This window comes from Ruegeria sp. HKCCE4148, assembly GCF_017872495.1.
GTDB lineage: Bacteria > Pseudomonadota > Alphaproteobacteria > Rhodobacterales > Rhodobacteraceae > Ruegeria.
The window spans coordinates 99025-116028 of record NZ_JAEDOS010000003.1 but is presented as its reverse complement, the minus strand read 5'-3'; the positions used below and the strand labels follow the sequence as shown (position 1 = coordinate 116028).

The window sequence follows — 17004 nt, the reverse complement described above, 5'->3', positions numbered from 1 at the left end:
GTTTTGAGTTGCAGCATGCAAAATAGAGCGTACCCGGGCGCGCTAGTCTCTGAAATTCCTTCCAGAAATTGATCCTACTCTCGCGGAAGGGTTCCGATTGGAGGCCGAGGAGTGGGAGCTTTAGAAGGCGGAATTTGGTGACAGTTCTTTCGATTAGGCGATCTTTTAGGGCAGCGGTCCGCTACATAGCGGACATTGGAATAAGGGCGTCTTATGGCCGCATTGAGCCCAAAGCGGTCAAGCATTGCAAGTTGGTGCGCTGAGACGCATTGAACGGCTGCTCTGCGCTCCAAAAACGGATGTTCAGCCAGTCCAAAGGCGTCGAAACACCGCGAGTACCCGTTTTGCATACAACGTCGACTTCCCAAAAATCATAGTTGGTAAGAAATGGTGCCACCGCAAATTGTAGTTGCGACATTGGTTTCAGAAATCTGTTCTGATGGCATCTCAAGTATGTTGCGGTCCAAAATGGTGACGTCTGCCATGTAGCCTGTTTTTAGTTTTCCTTTTCGATGCTCATTGAACTCCAGCCACGCATTTTCGCTAGTGTACGAAGCAAGGGTTTCCAAAAGTGTCTGGCGATTGTCTGCCCATGGTTCAGGAAGCGTCAAGCCGTGCACGGCTCCGAAAACCGTCATCATCGTGTCTACCGGCACTACGGGCCAATCCGTTGAGAAACACACACGCGCCCCGGTGTCGCGAATTTTACGCCAGGCAAATGCGAAGGGGATCTGCGCCTCGGACAGAATGTCGCCAGCTGGATATGGCTTGAACAGACCGCCAATCGGCGCATGCAGCGGTTGAAGCGACGCGACAACCCCCAATTTGGCCAATCGCGGCAAGTCGGACGGATCGATGACTTCAATGTGTTCGATCCTGTGACGACTATCGCGCACACCATTGACTTTGCGGGCAACTTCGTAACCATCCAGGGTTCGGCGCACGGCCCCGTCGCCGATTGCATGGACGCTGATTTGCAATCCCATACCGTCTGCCTTTATACACGCCTCATTGAAGTGTTCGGCGTCGAAAACCGCGTCACCGACGCTGTCAGTTTTGCCGGGGTAGGAAGCCAGCATTAATGCGGTGTAGCTGTCCAAAACACCATCCATGAACATCTTCACCCTGCCAGACCAGACCATGTCGGACGCAAACCGGCGTTGCATATCGGCCGCTTCTTCCAACCGATCTAGCGGGTCGAAATTCTTCAGATGCATTGGAACCTGTACGCGGTTTCGCAGAAGACCTTCAGCCTCCAGTTCGCTCAACAGCTCTAACTGGTAGTAATTCCCGTCCATATTGTGCAAACCGGTAATACCGTGGCTCGCGCAGTGTTTAAGACCACGCAGAATTACTTCTTTGTCAAACGCGCGTTCTTGGGCAGTAGCCGGTGGTTCGGGATCCGCACCGGTGACATATCCAAGAAGGTCTCGGCCGCCCAGCCGCGATAGTCGCAGCACAGGGCCAAAGGCTCCTGTCTCATTCAATTGTCCCGAGGCGGATCCATCTTGCGCCATTACTATTTCGGAGCCTTCGGGAACCGGGCCTCCACGAAGAATGCCAGCTCGCTCCAAAGCGACGGTATTGGCCCAAACAGTGTGATGGTCTGCGGACATCAGGGCCACCGGGCGTTCTGGCAGGACACTGTCCAAATCATGACGCGTGGTTGTCTTGCCTGGCCCCAAAATATCGTAGCTTGCAGCGACGCCCATCAACAGCGGATCATCCGGCCGCTCGACTGCGAAGTTACGAAGAGCAGTGGCGAGCTCATCGCGACCCTTCGTTTCACGCAAATCCAGCATATCTAGCTCGGCTGCGCCGCCAAAAAGGTGTACGTGGCTATCAATGAAGCCGGGCATGACCGTACCGCCGCGCGCGTCGATTACTTTCGTTTTAGAGTCTGAAAGAGCACGGATATCAGACGTTGATCCTATGGCTGATATCACGCCGCCTCGTATCGCCAAAGCTGTGGCATCGGCCATCGCCGGATCAAACGTCAAGAGCGCTCCGTTTAGAATGATCAGATCGGGTGTCGACGTCATTCTGATCCCTTTTTTGGCTAAAATGACTTGTCAGCCGAGATTGCGAACGATCGCTTCGCAAGCGCGAACGGCATCGTGACTGTAGGACTGGATCAGGTAGTCTGGCCAGCTTGACATCTTAACGACAACCACATCGGCCTCCTGGTCAATGAAGATCAACTGACCAAAAACGCCGCGGGCCATAAAGACGCCTTTGTCTGCTTCGTGCACCCACCAAAAGCGCCGGTATGCCCCACAAGGGGACAATAGGTCGTATGGATCGCCAAATTTCGAATGATCGGCCCCTCGGCAAATCCCATCAACCCATTCGGACGGAACAACCTGATGACCGCCGACACGGCCGCCTTCTGCCATCATTCTGCCAAAGCGGGCGTAGTCTCTGAGTGTCGCATTAAACCCACCGTCTGCCAACGCCGTGCCTGCATCATCGACAGTAAAAAATCCGGCGTGTTCGCATCCGATCTTTTGCCAGATTCTGTCTGAGAGCAACGTCGCCAGGTCTGTGCCGCCGACCCGTTCCAACACCCAGGCGATCACATCTGTTTCAATGGATCTATAAGAAAAACTCAACCCGTGAGGACGCTCTTTCGGCAAGGTCAGTATTACGTCGCGGATTGTTGGTTTGATTTCACCCCTGCGTACTGGCCGCCACCCGGACGCTATATCCACCCGTGTCATGTCACTCTCTGGTAGCCCGTAATCTTCGCTGAAGCGAACGCCCGATTGCATGTCTAGTGCTTGATCGACGGTGCACTCGGAGTAACCGCACTCTGCCAAATCTGGCACGATGTCTTTTAAAGGTGCTGACAGGTCAAGCAGGCCTTCCCCATGCAGAACTCCTGCCAAAGCGCCGATAATGGATTTTGAGACCGACTGACCCAGATGAGCAGTCTCGGGCCTCATATCGTTGAAGTAGTCTTCGGTTGCGATCTTATCACCCTTCAAGACCAAAAGACCGTCTGTGTAGCTTTCTCTAAGCCATTGATCAACAGTCAGACGTTGTCCATCGAATGAGTCGAATTCGACGTTGGATAGATCAAGTATGTTTTCTCCAAACTGGCGTGGCTTTTTCGCTGGCGGGACTTCGACAGTTGGAAACAAACCGCGCATATTCTGGAATGACCAGCGGTTGAAAGGGGCAAGGTCCCAGTTATCCTGTGAGGGCCGCTTTTCGGGCGGCGGCGGAAACCCCTGCATGATCCCAATTTCGCGCGCCGTCTTAGGCATTATAGTGCTTTTGCTGCTGTGCATGATCCATGCTCCCGCCGTGCGACCCGCCAATCGAGCCACAATCCGGTTGTGCGGTGCCTGTATTTAGGCACCGCGACTGGGTGAGTTGATTTACTGCTTCAGACGCGTCCAGACCTTATTGTAAAGGTCAACTACGTCCTGCTCACAAGGCTGGACAAAATCTGGAACTGGGGCACCAGCGGGCATCACGATCTCAGGTGCTTCCAACATTTCCGCATCCATGAACTTCTCTGAACCGTTGATGCCATTGGCGTATCGGGCGAAGTTCGATGTCATGGCGGCGTTTTCCGGATCCATCATGAAGTTAACGAACAACTTTGCGTTTTCCATGTTGGGAGCATCGGCAAGAACGGCAACGTTGTCCATCCAACCGGTAAACCCTTCTTTGGGATAGGCGTAAGTCAGTGTAGGTCGATCTGCTCTTGCACGCATTGCAGCACCGTTCCAGCTTTGCGACAAGTCCACGTCTTTCGATGTCAACTTTTCGATGACCGAATAGTCCATCGTGCGCCAATCGGCTTTGGCCTTGAGGAGCAGTTCCAACAGTTCTTTCATTTGTTCCTGATCGGAGTTGCAACGAGGATAGCCGAGGTAACGCAGTCCGGCGTTTATGACATCGTTCATGTCATTGAGCATGTTAATGCGCCCTTTGAGTTCTTCGGGCGTGTCAAAGATCAAAGCCAAAGTGTCAATGTCGCCGCCATAGACTTCGCTGTCTACGGTAAAGCTGGTAGTACCCCACTGGTAGGGAACAGAATACTTTCGGCCTGGGTCCCAATAAACGTCAACCCAATCCGGGTTCATGTTCTTAAAGTTCTCCATTTCGGAAGCGTTTATTTCGGCTAAAAGACCTTCCTTTACCATGATCGCGATCATGTAGTCGCCTGGGACAACAATGTCGTAACCAGTGTTGCCTTCTTTGACCTTGGCCAGCATGGTTTCGTTACTGTCATAGCCGTCAAGCGTGACTTCGATATCATACTGTTCTTCGAATTTCTTCACCATGTCGGGGTTGGTGTAGTTTCCCCAGTTGTAGATGTTCAGTTTGCCTTCGGCATGTGCCGCAACGGTGCTAAGTGCCAATGCAGAAACGGCGACCGCTTTGAGTAACTTCACTTTCATGTTTTGTCCTCCGTAAGGTTTTGGTGCCCCATGCAGTTGGGGTTCTGATTATCTTCGTTTGCGTTGTAGAATGAATGTCAGCGTCACCATGGCTACAGTGACACCGATAAGGATTGTCGATACTGCATTGACCTCGGGTGTCACACCACGCCGGATCTGACCGAGAATGTAGATTGGAAGAGTTGTTTCCCCGGGCCCAGCAACCAAAAGCGTAATAATTACATCGTCTAGGGAAACCACGAAAGCCAGCATGGCGCCTGCCACAACGCCGGGCATCAAGAGTGGCAGAGTCACGTGCCGGAAAGCTTGCCAGGGCGAGGCATAAAGGTCTGCGGCTGCCGCCTCGTACGTGATTGACATATCGGAGAGCCGAGCTCGGATCGGCATATAAGCAAAAGGTATACAAAAGACTGTGTGCGCCAGTACAAGCCAGCCAATTCCAGTAACGCCTGTCAGCTGGCGCAGGATCGAAAAGAACGACAAGGTTGCAATCGCCGTAACAATCTCTGGGATCATAAGTGGCTGGTTAATCAGGGCAATCGCGGCGGACTTTCCCAAATAATTTCCACAGCGTGTGGTGGCCAGCGCAGCCATTGTGGCGATTGTTGTAGCGAATACAGTAGCTGAAAACGCGACTTGTAAAGAGGTCATAGCGGCGTCACGAATGTCATCGTTCTCCAACGCGGCGGTGTACCACCTGAAACTGAACTCGGTCCATCGGACGACCGAGCGATTGTCGTTGAAAGAAAACACGATAAGAACAGCGATAGGCGCATAAAGCACAAGTAAGACAAGCCAGGAAATGCCAGTAAACAAAGGTTGCTTGCGCAACTCGCGTGACCCGGTAGAGCGAGAAAGTACGGAGACAAACTTAGCCATGACCACTCTCCCTAGCGGCTCCGACGCGCAGGCTGATCAAAAGGGAGATCAGAACCAAGGCCATCAGGATCAAAGCGGCCGCCGAACCAAAGGGCCAATTGCGACCGGCTCCGAATTGCAAGGCAATAAGATTGCCAATCATAAGTTTCTTGCCCCCGCCTAAGAGCTCCGGCGTGATAAAAGCACCGAGCGCCGGTACTAGTACGAGAACACAACCCGCGACGATACCAGGGCGGCTGATCGGTATTATGACATGGCGGAAAACCTGAACCCGCGATGCGTACAAGTCATGCCCGGCTTCGAGTAGTGAAAAGTTAAACTTTTCAAGCGAAGCGTAAATCGGCAAGATCATGAATGGTAAATAGCTATAGATCAGCCCAGCTAAAACTGCGCCGTCCGTATAGAGCATCTCCAGCGGTTCGCTGATTAACCCCAAATTCATAAGCACCAGATTCACAAATCCTTCATCGCGAACGATCAGCAATATCGAGTAGGTGCGGATCAGCAGATTTGTCCAGAAAGGTAAAGTAATCGCGAATAGCCAGAAATTGCGTTGTTCAGGAGGACGGGCCGCTATGAAGTAAGCGACGGGAAAGCCGAGGATCAAAGTGCCGACCATAGTGACAACGGCTAGCCCAAAGGAACGTCCGAAGATTTGGAGATAAGCGCTGTTGAAGGTCAGGGTGTCATCAAAGATATCCCTTTCGAACAGGAACTGAACGTAGGCGTCTGTTGAGAAAATCCATTCCACTCCGCCATACGTTCCTGGTTCAAGAAACGAATAGACCAGCGCGATCGATAGCGGAAACAGACCGAAAATACCAATGACCAGCAGCACGGGCACCAAAAGAAATAGCCGCGTTCTGCGGGTTTGCCGGGCACGTTCTTGTTGGGCTATGCGTAGCGAGGCACCTTTGTCCTGTGATATGCTGACAGCATCAGGCATCAGTCTTCCAGGACGTGCAGCTTGGACGTATCGCATTCAAGACCTATGCGCTTGCCCGATGGGAGCGGCGTGTCGACCTGTGCATGAACTTCACCACCATCGTCCAATCTCACCAGCATGCGTGAGCCTGCACCGAGGTAGGTGCTGTCGAGAACTTCACCCTTTAAAAATGCTGCGTTGGCTTCAACGACGCGGATCGTTTCTGGGCGTAACGCCACATGCACCCGACCGGGCTGCAGCGACTTGCTTGCGGTTTGTACCAGTATGGGAGAACTATTCTCGAACTTGATTTTTGCCAAGTCGCCATCATACGCCAATAGTTCGGCATTTACGATGTTGGTGTCTCCGATAAAATCCGCAACAAACCGGCTTTGCGGAGCGGTGTAGATCTCTTCGGGAGTGCCCACCTGTCGTACTGCACCTGCCGACATGACGGCAATTTGATCAGACATGGCCAGGGCCTCACCCTGATCATGCGTTACAAACACAAAGGTGATCCCGGTTTCGTACTGAAGCCGCTTTAGTTCGCTCTGCATACCCTTGCGCAATTTCAGGTCCAGAGCCGAGAGTGGTTCGTCCAGCAGCAGAACCTTGGGTCGGGGTGCCAGTGCGCGAGCCAACGCAACCCTCTGCTGCTGTCCACCGGACAATTGATCCACCCTGCGCGTCGCAAATTCTCCAAGTTGCACCAACTCCAGCATTTCCGCGACGGCGTTTTCGATCTCGGGCCTTGGACGTTTCAGCATTTCCAATCCAAAACCGACATTTCGCGCGACGCTCATATGCGGGAACAAAGCGTAATTTTGGAACACCGTGTTCACCGGCCGCTTGTGCGGCGCCAAATGGCCGATGGTCTCACCATCAAGCAGGATTTCGCCATCCGTCGGCAGCTCAAACCCGGCAATCAAGCGCAAAAGAGTCGTCTTGCCACAACCGGAAGGTCCTAAAAGTGTAAAGAAACTACTCTCAGGGATAGTTAGCGACACGTCACCCAAAGCTGTAACCGCAAACGCGCCTTCGCCAAAGCGTTTCGTCACATTTTTAACTTCGATCACGTTCTGACCCCGGTTTTGGACCTTCATGCGTATTAGGAATCAGACTAGGCCACCGAAGGGCGACCTGTGAATACCTCTAGAGAGCGATGCGTTTCTACCCCAAAGGGGGTAGACAGCTTAGTCGGTAACGAACTGTAAAAACATTGAAAAAAGTGCAGATTGGGATGAGATTCCCAGCTTTCTATAGATATTTTTACGATGCGCTTTTACCGTCTCTGGAGAAACATCCAGCAATAGTGCGATTGACTGGCTGGAATGGCCGCGCAGTAGGTTCTGCACTACTTCCACTTCGCGCTTTGTAAGGCCGTCACAGACCTTTTCTATCACCATTTTCAAATCTATCTGCCGGTCGGCATCCAGTGGTTCGGTTCTCGGACGGCGGTGAAAATGTTGCTCGCAGAGTGCCGCGATTACCGGATGCAACCGGGTTAGATTTCTTACATCACGAAGAGTAAACCGTTTTTTGTTTTCTACGGGGCCTAGGGAGAAGAACAGGGCTCCTCCGGGGAGCAAGACAAACACCGCCATCTCGTCCTTCAGCTTTAAGGATTTGTAGTAAATTCCATAGTAGTCTGAACTGGTGAAACGGTCTGGGGCGACGTCGCTCAGAACCATAACTGGTTCGTGACTGTCACCAATGAACCGCACAACGAACGGGTCCAAAAGCCACGCACGATCAAGCCAACGATCAATGACGACGGCCCGGCGCTCCTGCCGTACATTGTCGTAGATGTGACCCGGGGCGCGATTAAGATACAAGCGGCTGACAAAAGCACCATGAAACGGTGCAGCGCTGCGCATGAGATCAAGTAAGTCCTGTATGAAGTCTGGCGTCCCAACAGATCGGATTGCCTGGGCTAGCAAGCTGGTTTGAGACGCTTCTTCTTTCACATCGACCAATTTGAACCACCATGCGAGATAGATCTAAACCACTCTGACCAATCGAAATGGTTTTAGCAACAAACAGAGCGAACGACCCCATTGATATCGGCCCCGTCTTTCAATCGACGCACTTATTCTGCCTAATCTTTCGATTGGCGTGTCGTGATTTCCCACCAGCTTGTCCTTTGGTTCAGAAAGCTGTGTGCTGATGAAACAAGATTGTCTCGATCTCTGGTGTCGAGGCACCCAACCAGCAAAGCGACCGTTGGCTGATCATCTATTGCACCGATTGTGCTGCTGCAGTTCGGACAAAAGACGCGGCAGGACTTCCCGAAAGGCACCAACCTCTCAATCCACACGCAAGAGCATCTCGACGCAGTTGCCAGTGAACTTAACGAACGGCCGAGAATGACCTTGAATTACTTCTCACCCGCAGAGAAATTCGAGAAGTGTGTTGCGGCGATCTGTTGAATCGACACCACAAAACGGTCGTTCGAACCAATTTTCGCGAGTCACTGATCCCAGCACACTCCCGACGTTGTTCAGTGGCGCAGTATCTGACAGGATGGGCGGACAACCGACTTTCGCCGCTGGCGCGAAATGAACTCGCGCAAATCTCGAAAGCGGTCCTTCAGTCCTGAGGAACCCTGTAAATTGCCTCAGATGACCGGAAGGTGTCGATTACACCAATTGATATTCTATGCAGAAACCGTCTTGCGAGGGCGGGGAGCGGAAGCTCCCTGCGGCAAGCATCAAAGTCAGTTTTATGGAAACCGGGTGTGTGTGTCGGCACTGTCAGAATAACTTGGCTGGATCGGGGTCGGTCGCATACCTTCTGGCAATAACCAAACCCCGCCTCATTCAAATACTTCAAAACAAGTCCCGAGATCATTCGTCTTGCGGTGATGCTGTACATTCGTTTTCCGCTTTCGTTGCGAAATGTCGAAGACCCGCTGCACGAACGCGGGATCGATGTCAGCCATGAAACCGTTCGGTATTGGTGGAATACGTTCGGTCCTGTGTTCTCCTCTGAGATCCAAAGTAAAAGGGGTTCAGCAACTTCGAGCCTTTACAAGATGGAAGTAGCTCTTGGATTAGGTCTTCGTGAAAGTGAACGGCAAGAGGCACTATCTGTGGCGGACCGTGGATTATGAAGGTGAAGAAATTGAAAGTTTCGTGACGAAGACGCGCGACAAGAAAGCCGCCTTGAAATTCTAAAAGAAAGCAATGCGTAAGCATTGTTGCCCAGATGTATTCGTGACAGATATGCTGCGTTCTTATGGAGCGATACTAAAGATTATCGGTTTGGCCAAAAGGCAGGAAGTCGGTTGCTGGCTGAACAATCGAGCTGAGAATTCATACCTGCAATTCCGACGAAGAGAACGGGCCATGCTCCGCTTCAGGCGCATGCGAAGTTTGTAGAAGTTCGCCACCGTCCACGCTTCGATTTACAACCTCTTCAATTCGCAACACAGCCTCTGCACCAGACCAAATTTCAAATTGAACCGTGCTGCTGCTCTTGCTGAGTAGCGCGGTCTCAGCGCGGAGTAAGAGACAGTCTCACGGTCCTTGTGGAGACGGGCCCGAATTAGTCTGACCCCACTGTTCCGATAGTTCCAATGCACAAGTTTGATATCAAGCACCACGCCCTGCTATGCGACCCAGCACAACGGCACTCAGTAAGCCATTTCCGGAAAGATACCCGCTGTCCCCCTTGCCCGAAACACCAACTGCCGCGCCGCCGCCTGCATAAAGGTTGGTGAATGCGATACCGTCCTCCTTAAGGACGCGCGCAGAGGAATCGACGCGCAAACCGCCTTGGGTGTGGAACAGGGCACCTGTGACGCGGACGCCCATGAAAGGTGGCGCCAATAAGGGCGGGTTGAAAGACCTGCCGAATTGATCCGTGCCACCTACAGGAATTTCTCGAATGGTTTGCTCCAAAGCCACAGATGGCAGGCCCAGTGCCTTCGAAAGGTCTTCGATTGTCTCAGCGGACCGGATCGCGCCTGTCTCTTCCGCGCGCTTGAAATCCTCGAACTGGCGCGCGATCGCGGCAACGCGGCCGTCGAAGATGGCGAAGGCCTCTCCACCGGGCTGCGCCAGCACCGCACAAGCGGCCTCAGAATAGCCTTGCGACTCGTCCCAGAAACGATGACCGTTGCGGTTCACCTGTACCCCGCCTTCGGTAATCACTGCCCAGGTTATCAGGATTCCATGTGGATGCGCGACATTGCCGTGGCCTTGGTAGGCCCCCAGGTTTTGCAGCCCGGCACCCAGCCCCTCTGCCCACAGAACGGCCTCACCCCGGTTACCGCTATGCCCGAACCAGAGCGCATCTTCGATTTGCGGCATGTGCTCGGACACAAGGGCGCGATTGCCACCAAAACCGTTGCAGGCAAGGATAAGGCGGTCGCAGGCAATGGTTTCGACGATTGCCTCCGGGCCGGTCACGGCAATACCCAAGATTTGGTCTTGATCGCGATACAGCGTTGTCGCGCGGCGATTGCAGATGATGTCCAAACCTTCGCGCTCGCAAGCGCTGCGAAGCGCGTCGATCAACTCTCGCCCCGAGCGCGTCGGCAGCCCGTGCATCCGACGGCGCGAGTGACCGGGGTAGTCGAAATCCGTGACAACCGAAAAGGGCAGGGCGTGGCGTTCAGAAAGCCAGTCGATGACTTCAGCGGCATTATTGGTCAACAGATCGACCAGATCTTGCTCGTTCTCGCTGTGGGCCTTCGACTGGATATCGCTGGCAAAGAGTGCTGCATCGTCCGTGATCCCAGCGGCCTGCTGTATCTTTGTGTCCGCAGCAGGGATTAACCCAGCGGATAAAGCGGTCGAGCCGCTGGGATAAGGTTCGGCCTCGATAACCAGCACGTCCTGTCCTGCCTCAGAAGCCGACAGGGCGGCGACCAGACCGCAAGCCCCCGCGCCGATGATCAGGGTGCCAATCTTCAGATCGAACCGGTCCGGTGGAACATCCTCAACCTTGGGTGTCATCATAGCGGGCCCCGGCATTCAGCATCTCGGAGGTTCCAATGACTTCGTTCAGACCGCGGAAATCGAACATGTTCTGTGCGAAGGGCTTGTTCGAGCCGTTGTCTGCAAGGCTACGATAATATGCCTGGGCAGTTTTGGCCAAAGCCCGAACGATCCCGCCAGGGAAAATGACGATAGAATAACCCTGTGCCTCCAGGTCGTCAGCGCCAAGTATCGGGGTCGCGCCGCCTTCGACCATATTCGCCAAAAGGGGGACGCGCGGGGCAAATCGGCCCGCGATGGACGTTAGTTGTCCGCGGCTTTGCGGAGCTTCGAGAAAAAGAACATCAGCACCAGCCTCCATATAGGTTTCAGCGCGCTCGATAGCAGCGTTGAACCCCTCAACGGCGATGGCGTCCGTTCGGGCTATAATCAGCGTGTCACTGCTGGCGCGCGCGTCAGCCATCGCCGCGATCTTTCCAGCCATTTCCTGTGCGGGGATCAGTGACTTGTCCGACAAGTGTCCGCAGCGTTTCGGAAAGGTCTGGTCTTCGACTTGCAGCGCGGATGCACCGGCACGTTCATATAGCCGCATGGTTCGCTGGGCGTTCAATGCGTTCCCAAAGCCGGTGTCGGCGTCGATGATAACGGGTAATGAGACTCGATCAGCGATCAGCGTCATCGTGTCTGCCATCTCGGACGCCGTGGACAATCCGATATCGGGGCGACCAAGTCGCGTGTAAGCTACGGCGGCGCCGCTCAAATACAGCGCCTCGAATCCAGCTTTTTCAGCCAGCGCAGCCGTCAAACCGTCATACACGCCCGGTGCGACGAGAATTTCTTTCTTTGTCAGGCGGGATTTAAGACTCATTTGGCTCCCTCCAGCCAGTTCAACATCTGATCGCACTTTCGCTGGTGCGTGACGGTGCCCAGTGACAGGAGCGTCGCATCATGAACCTCTTGCCGAAAGGCGGCGCATCCGTCTGTCAGCAGAACAGTATCGATATCTCGTAGATGCGCATCGCGCAGAGTCGAAGCAACGCCACCATTGGTCACGATGCCGCCGACAATCAGATTTTCGATGCCCAAGGCGCGCATCAGATATTCCAGACGTGTTTGGTAAAAAGCCGAGTAGGCAACCTTTTCGATGGCGAAATCGCAGGGTTTCAGCGTATCGACCAGACTATGGCCAAACTCGCCTGGCGCAAAGTCGCCTTTGGTCAGGAACGGGCGTAGTTTCTTCAGGTGCGGTGCAATCAATGGCTCGCCATCGCGGTCGGGTACAAGTGTGAACTGCGCTGAAAAATAACGCCCACCCGCGGCTTGCAACTTTCGTGCCAAAGGGGCGATGCGTTCGGGAAGATCAGCAATTTCTTGGGCCGACTGGCCGGCCCGGCCATAGGCACCTTCAGGATGGATAAAGTCGTTCTGAAGATCGATGGTCAGCAACGCCGTCTTGCGCGGGTCCCAGGTTTCTGGTTCGCTCATTCAGCCCTCCTCCTGTGGTTCGATGATCGTGTTGCCAAAGGAGTCCACGCGCCCTTGAAAATCCGGTTCGATCAGGACGGTCGTGTCCGGTTGCGTCAGAATGGCTGGACCTTTGACTAACGTGCCAACCGGAAGCGACAAGCGATCATAAATGGCTGTGTCATGCCAAGCATCTCCGAAGTGAACTTTCCGCGTCGACGAGGGCGTGGCTCTGCCTTCGATTGCCGGAGCAAGAGAAGAAAGATCGAATTTCGGTCGCTTGCCCGTTACAGCGCTGCGCAGGTTCAATATGCGTCGCACGCCGTTTTTCAGCAGTCTTCCATAGGTGGCGTTGTAAGCCGTATCAAAGGCCTGTTCGATGTCGGTTTTGCTTGGCGCTGTAACCTTACCGTTTGTCATCGTGACGGTCAGCGGCACCGGCACAGTATGCGTTTGACCCACATAAGCCATATCCAGCTCGAATGAGATCTCACGCTTGTCGAATGTGGTCCGCGATGCGTCAAGCAGCGCCATACCCTGATCCACGTGCTCTTGCATGAATGCGCCCAAAGCAGCTTTGTCCAACTGCGTGACTAGTGTGTTGATCGTCTGTACGAAATCTTGCCGCATGTCGGCGATCACACAGCCCAATGCTGAGGTGACACCGGGGTAACGCGGAATGATCGCGCGGGCGATCCCCACTTCAGCCAGCATCGCCCCGGCATGCAAAGCTCCGCCACCGCCGAACGGCATGAAGGCAAAACGTTTGGGGTCAAAGCCGCGCTCGATACTTACAAGGCGGATCGCTCCGGCCATGCGGGAATTGGCGACGCGCAGGATGGCCTCGGCCGCCTGAAGTCTGGATAAACCCAGAGGTTCGCCGACGTGGACATCAATAGCTTTTCCAGCAGCCTCCACGTCCAGCCTTTCCAGTTTGCCACCAATCGGGTTGTTCGGATCGATTCGACCCAGCACGACATTGGCATCCGTTACCGTCGGGCGATTATTGCCCAGACCGTAGGCGACCGGGCCGGGATTTGATCCAGCGCTTTCAGGGCCGATGTTCAACAATCCGCCCTTATCGACCCAGGCAATCGACCCCCCGCCTGCGCCAATGGTCGTTATTTCGATCATTGGATTGCGTACAACCATCCCAAAATCGATGGAGGTCTGGGCCGACAACATCGTTTGCCCCTGTGATATCAGCGAAACATCAAAGCTGGTGCCGCCCATGTCCCCAGTGATCACATTGTCGAAGCCAGCGGATTGCGCGATATAGCCCGCAGCAATCACTCCCGCCGCCGGACCAGACAGCGCCGTACGCACCGGTAGACGGGATGCTGTATCGACCGCCATGACGCCGCCATTGGATTGCACAACCATGAACTCGCCATCGAATCCGCCGGATTGCAAGGCGTTTTCAAGGCGGGTCAAATAGCCCGAGACTTCGGGCTGCAGATAGGCGTTCAACGCCGTGGTCGAGAACCGTTCGAATTCACGGATTTCCGGCAGAATTTCTGACGAGGCCGAAACATGAGGGTTTGGCCAAATCTCGCGGACGGCGGCAACGGCGGCAGCTTCGTTTTCCGGGTTGGCATAGGCATTGGCGAACAGGATCGCGATGGCTTTGCATCCTTGCTCTCGCAAGTGCTCTGCTGCTCTGCGAACGGCAACCAGATCGACCGGTGTGCGAATGGTGCCATCCGCCAGCGTGCGTTCTGGCACCTCCAACCTGTCGCGACGGTCCACAACTGGTTCGAAATCCCCGCGCAATCCCCAGGTGCGCGGCCGGTCCCTTCGACGCATCTCTAACACGTCCCGCAGACCTGCAGTGCAGATCACACCCGTTCTGGCCCCTTTGCGTTCCAGCAGAGCATTTGTGCCCGCCGTGGTGCCGTGTACCACAACTGAGATCTCGGACAGGTCGTCAACCTCGCGCCCAATCCCGTCAAGAAATCCACCCGACTGGTCCGGGCGCGTGGTGGGAACCTTGGCGACGGACGCGCTTCCGTCCGCTTCGTTTAGGACAAAAACATCCGTGAACGTGCCCCCCACGTCCACGCCGATCATACGTCCGGTCATGGCTTAGCCTCCCGCCATGTGGTGCCGTAGACCTGGTCCGCCTGTTCAGCACTCACAAGCCCGCGCGCCACATCCTTGGCGATCGCTTCAGGGGCGCGGCTACCCGCAGAGCCGTAGCCGCCGCCGCCGGGTGTCTCAAGGCGAACCGCTTGTCCTTGCTTCAAATTGATCCCTCTCATTTTTGAAACAAGAGGCGGCGCCTTCCACCCATCGTCTTGTTCATAAGTGAAGACGTTCATCGCTCCGTCACCACCATGGGAGATACCCTTGGGAGGGAACTTGCCGCGTTCGCCAAACAGAAACGCCTGGGCGCCATTTTCCTCAAGAACTTCAATTTCGTAGACAGCGCCAAGCCCGCCCCGATGCGCACCCGCACCTGCGCTGTCGGGACGTAGAGTCCACTGACGGAACATGACAGGATAGGCGGCTTCAAGAATCTCCAACGGCGGGATCGTCGCCGTCGAGATCGGAGCGTTACCGTGGTTCAGCCCGTCGCTTTCGATCGAGCCGCCGTGGCCCCCGCCGTAAAAGCTGAACATCACCCATGGCTGTCCGTTCGAGCGTTTCCCGGCGATGGAAAGCGCATTGATCGTACCGTAGGCATTGGCGACAACACGATCCGGTGCAGCGTTGGCAAAGGCCGAAAACACTACGTCGATCATTCGCAAAATAGTTTCCGTGTATCCACCGGTTGGGGCAGGGAACTCGGCTGACAACAGGCTGTCTTCGGGCACGATTACTTCGATGGGGCGCATCACGCCGGCGTTGGCAGGCAACGCCGGAAAGACGTGTTTTATGGCCACATAGGCGGTTGCAACGGTGGTGGGCAAGGCGATGTTCACAGGCCCGGCGCATTGCGGGGATGAGCCTGTGAAATCCAGCACCATTTGATCGCCCTTGATCTCAAGCGTCAGTTTGATGCGAAGCGGGTCATCGGTGATACCGTCATTGTCTAGGAAATCTTCGGCCTCCCAGCGACCGTCCGGCAATTCCTGCAACTCGGACCGCATAAGCACCTCGGCCCGATCGCTGAGCGCCTCAAGAGCGGCTGAGATTGTTTCAGCTTCGTATTCGTCCAGCAATTCGTCCATCCTCCGAACCCCAAGATCCAGAGCACCTAGTTGCCCGTTCAAGTCCCCCATCGCCGATTGAGGCAGACGGGTATTGCGCAGCAGAATGTCGATTATGTCCTGATTAACCTCACCTTTACGCGCCAATTTTACCGGCGGCAGAACAAAGGCTTCCTGGAAAACTTCGGTCGCAGCCGGGTTATAGTTTCCGGGCACCGCACCGCCGACGTCATGCCAGTGCCCAACTGACGCGAGATAGCAGAACAACTTGCCATCGCGGAAATAGGGACGCACCAGGCGCATGTCAGACAAGTGTGTGCCGCCGATATGCGCATCGTTGAAGATATAGATATCGCCGTCTTCCAGATGCCCGTCCGCTGCGACCTTTTCGATCACCGCTTTCACGGCAAAAGACATCACACCCACAAAGATCGGCAATCCGGATTTGCCCTGAACCAGTGTGTCGCCCGTCGTTGCGGAATACAGACCGTGACTGGCGTCATGCGCCTCGGCAATGATCGGGTTGAAGGCTGCCCGAAACAGGGTTGCATCCATTTCGTCGGCGATCTGTTCCATACGACCTGCAAGAACAGATAGGGTAATCGGGTCAATCTCGCTCATGCCTGTGCCCTTGTTTCTGCAATATCGTTCCAGACATCCTGACGTGTGATCAGATCATTCTGAATCTCGAACCTGTCAATGAAGCGGATGCCGTTGAAGGGTGAACCATCGGTCCATTCACCGGACAACGTACCCCGGCAATAAACGATCGCAGCGTCGCCATCGCTTTGCATGGCGTCGAACCCCTCGTAGGTTTTCGCGATCCGGCTATACCGGTTTGCCGCCCAACTCCTGAGATCCTCCAGATCACGCATAGGCGCGGTTCCGGGAAATTGCATCACGAAGTCCGAGCTGAGCCTTTTGCGCGCGCTTTCAAACGCGCGATCATTCATTTCAGACAGAAAGGCCCGCACGATGTGTTCGGGGTCCTGTTTGGCCCGAGCAGGCTGTCTGGTCTTGCCGCCGCGATAGTAGTTCTGGCCTGAAATGTCGTGGATCACGACGGTCACAAGCTCTGGCGCAGCAGGCACTACGAATCGCACAGCATTGGTAAGCGCCACGCCAAGTCGTTGTTTTTCTTGCGCGCCATAGCCCTCGATCACATGCAATTCGACGATCGGCATGCAAAAGCTCCTCCGGTTATTGTATTATCTGTAATACAGGTT

Annotated in this window: 13 protein-coding genes and 2 pseudogenes; 2 read left to right on the top strand and 13 right to left on the bottom strand. The window is 54.7% G+C overall.

Going from position 1 to position 17004, the window contains the following annotated elements; genetic code table 11:
- Positions 1-371: 371 nt before the first annotated feature.
- The 7 genes from I9187_RS10420 to I9187_RS10390 form a co-directional block, all read right to left on the bottom strand.
- The gene (locus tag I9187_RS10420; RefSeq protein WP_171175886.1) at positions 372-2042 is read right to left on the bottom strand and encodes an amidohydrolase; all 1671 of its coding nucleotides are present in this window, start codon (positions 2040-2042) and stop codon (positions 372-374) included.
- A gap of 30 nt (positions 2043-2072) precedes the next feature.
- Complete coding sequence (locus I9187_RS10415; RefSeq protein WP_209509499.1) at positions 2073-3293, bottom strand: serine hydrolase; 1221 nt, start codon at positions 3291-3293, stop codon at positions 2073-2075.
- A 90-nt stretch (positions 3294-3383) separates the two neighbouring features.
- Positions 3384-4415 carry an extracellular solute-binding protein gene (locus I9187_RS10410; RefSeq protein WP_171175882.1) on the bottom strand — a complete coding sequence of 344 codons (1032 nt, stop codon included), beginning with the start codon at positions 4413-4415 and terminating at the stop codon, positions 3384-3386.
- 48 nt (positions 4416-4463) lie between these two features.
- Positions 4464-5294: an ABC transporter permease gene (locus tag I9187_RS10405; RefSeq protein ID WP_171175881.1), complete on the bottom strand. Its 831-nt coding sequence runs from the start codon at positions 5292-5294 to the stop codon at positions 4464-4466.
- Positions 5287-6240 (bottom strand): ABC transporter permease, encoded by a 954-nt coding sequence (locus I9187_RS10400; RefSeq protein WP_171175878.1) that lies wholly within the window; start codon positions 6238-6240, stop codon positions 5287-5289. The genes I9187_RS10405 and I9187_RS10400 overlap by 8 nt, the downstream gene beginning before the upstream one ends.
- Positions 6240-7322 (bottom strand): ABC transporter ATP-binding protein, encoded by a 1083-nt coding sequence (locus I9187_RS10395; RefSeq protein WP_171175876.1) that lies wholly within the window; start codon positions 7320-7322, stop codon positions 6240-6242. Before I9187_RS10395 ends, I9187_RS10400 begins: the two co-directional genes overlap by 1 nt.
- A gap of 90 nt (positions 7323-7412) precedes the next feature.
- Entirely contained in the window at positions 7413-8186 is a 774-nt protein-coding gene (locus I9187_RS10390) for a LuxR C-terminal-related transcriptional regulator (protein WP_348540103.1), read from the bottom strand.
- 309 nt (positions 8187-8495) lie between these two features.
- Here I9187_RS10390 and I9187_RS21945 point away from each other — a divergent pair.
- A pseudogene (locus I9187_RS21945) lies at positions 8496-8648 on the top strand (IS30 family transposase); the annotation flags it as partial.
- Positions 8649-9064: 416 nt separating this feature from the next.
- A pseudogene (locus tag I9187_RS10385) lies at positions 9065-9707 on the top strand (IS6 family transposase).
- Positions 9708-9812: 105 nt separating this feature from the next.
- Here the strand turns inward: I9187_RS10385 and I9187_RS10380 are convergent.
- The 6 genes from I9187_RS10380 to I9187_RS10355 are packed head-to-tail and all read right to left on the bottom strand — an operon-like array spanning position 9813 to position 16962.
- Positions 9813-11180, bottom strand: a complete 1368-nt coding sequence (locus I9187_RS10380; RefSeq protein ID WP_171176269.1) for an FAD-dependent oxidoreductase — start codon at positions 11178-11180, stop codon at positions 9813-9815.
- On the bottom strand, positions 11164-12030 hold the full coding sequence (locus I9187_RS10375; RefSeq protein WP_171175872.1) for an isocitrate lyase/phosphoenolpyruvate mutase family protein: 867 nt from the start codon (positions 12028-12030) through the stop codon (positions 11164-11166). Before I9187_RS10375 ends, I9187_RS10380 begins: the two co-directional genes overlap by 17 nt.
- Positions 12027-12647 (bottom strand): isochorismatase family cysteine hydrolase, encoded by a 621-nt coding sequence (locus I9187_RS10370; RefSeq protein WP_171175870.1) that lies wholly within the window; start codon positions 12645-12647, stop codon positions 12027-12029. The genes I9187_RS10375 and I9187_RS10370 overlap by 4 nt, the downstream gene beginning before the upstream one ends.
- The gene (locus I9187_RS10365) at positions 12648-14708 is read right to left on the bottom strand and encodes a hydantoinase/oxoprolinase family protein (protein WP_171175867.1); all 2061 of its coding nucleotides are present in this window, start codon (positions 14706-14708) and stop codon (positions 12648-12650) included. It abuts the gene before it with no gap.
- Positions 14705-16399, bottom strand: coding sequence for a hydantoinase B/oxoprolinase family protein (locus I9187_RS10360; protein WP_209509498.1), 1695 nt, complete (start codon positions 16397-16399; stop codon positions 14705-14707). Before I9187_RS10360 ends, I9187_RS10365 begins: the two co-directional genes overlap by 4 nt.
- Positions 16396-16962, bottom strand: coding sequence for a nuclear transport factor 2 family protein (locus I9187_RS10355; protein ID WP_171175863.1), 567 nt, complete (start codon positions 16960-16962; stop codon positions 16396-16398). The genes I9187_RS10360 and I9187_RS10355 overlap by 4 nt, the downstream gene beginning before the upstream one ends.
- Positions 16963-17004 lie beyond the last annotated feature (42 nt).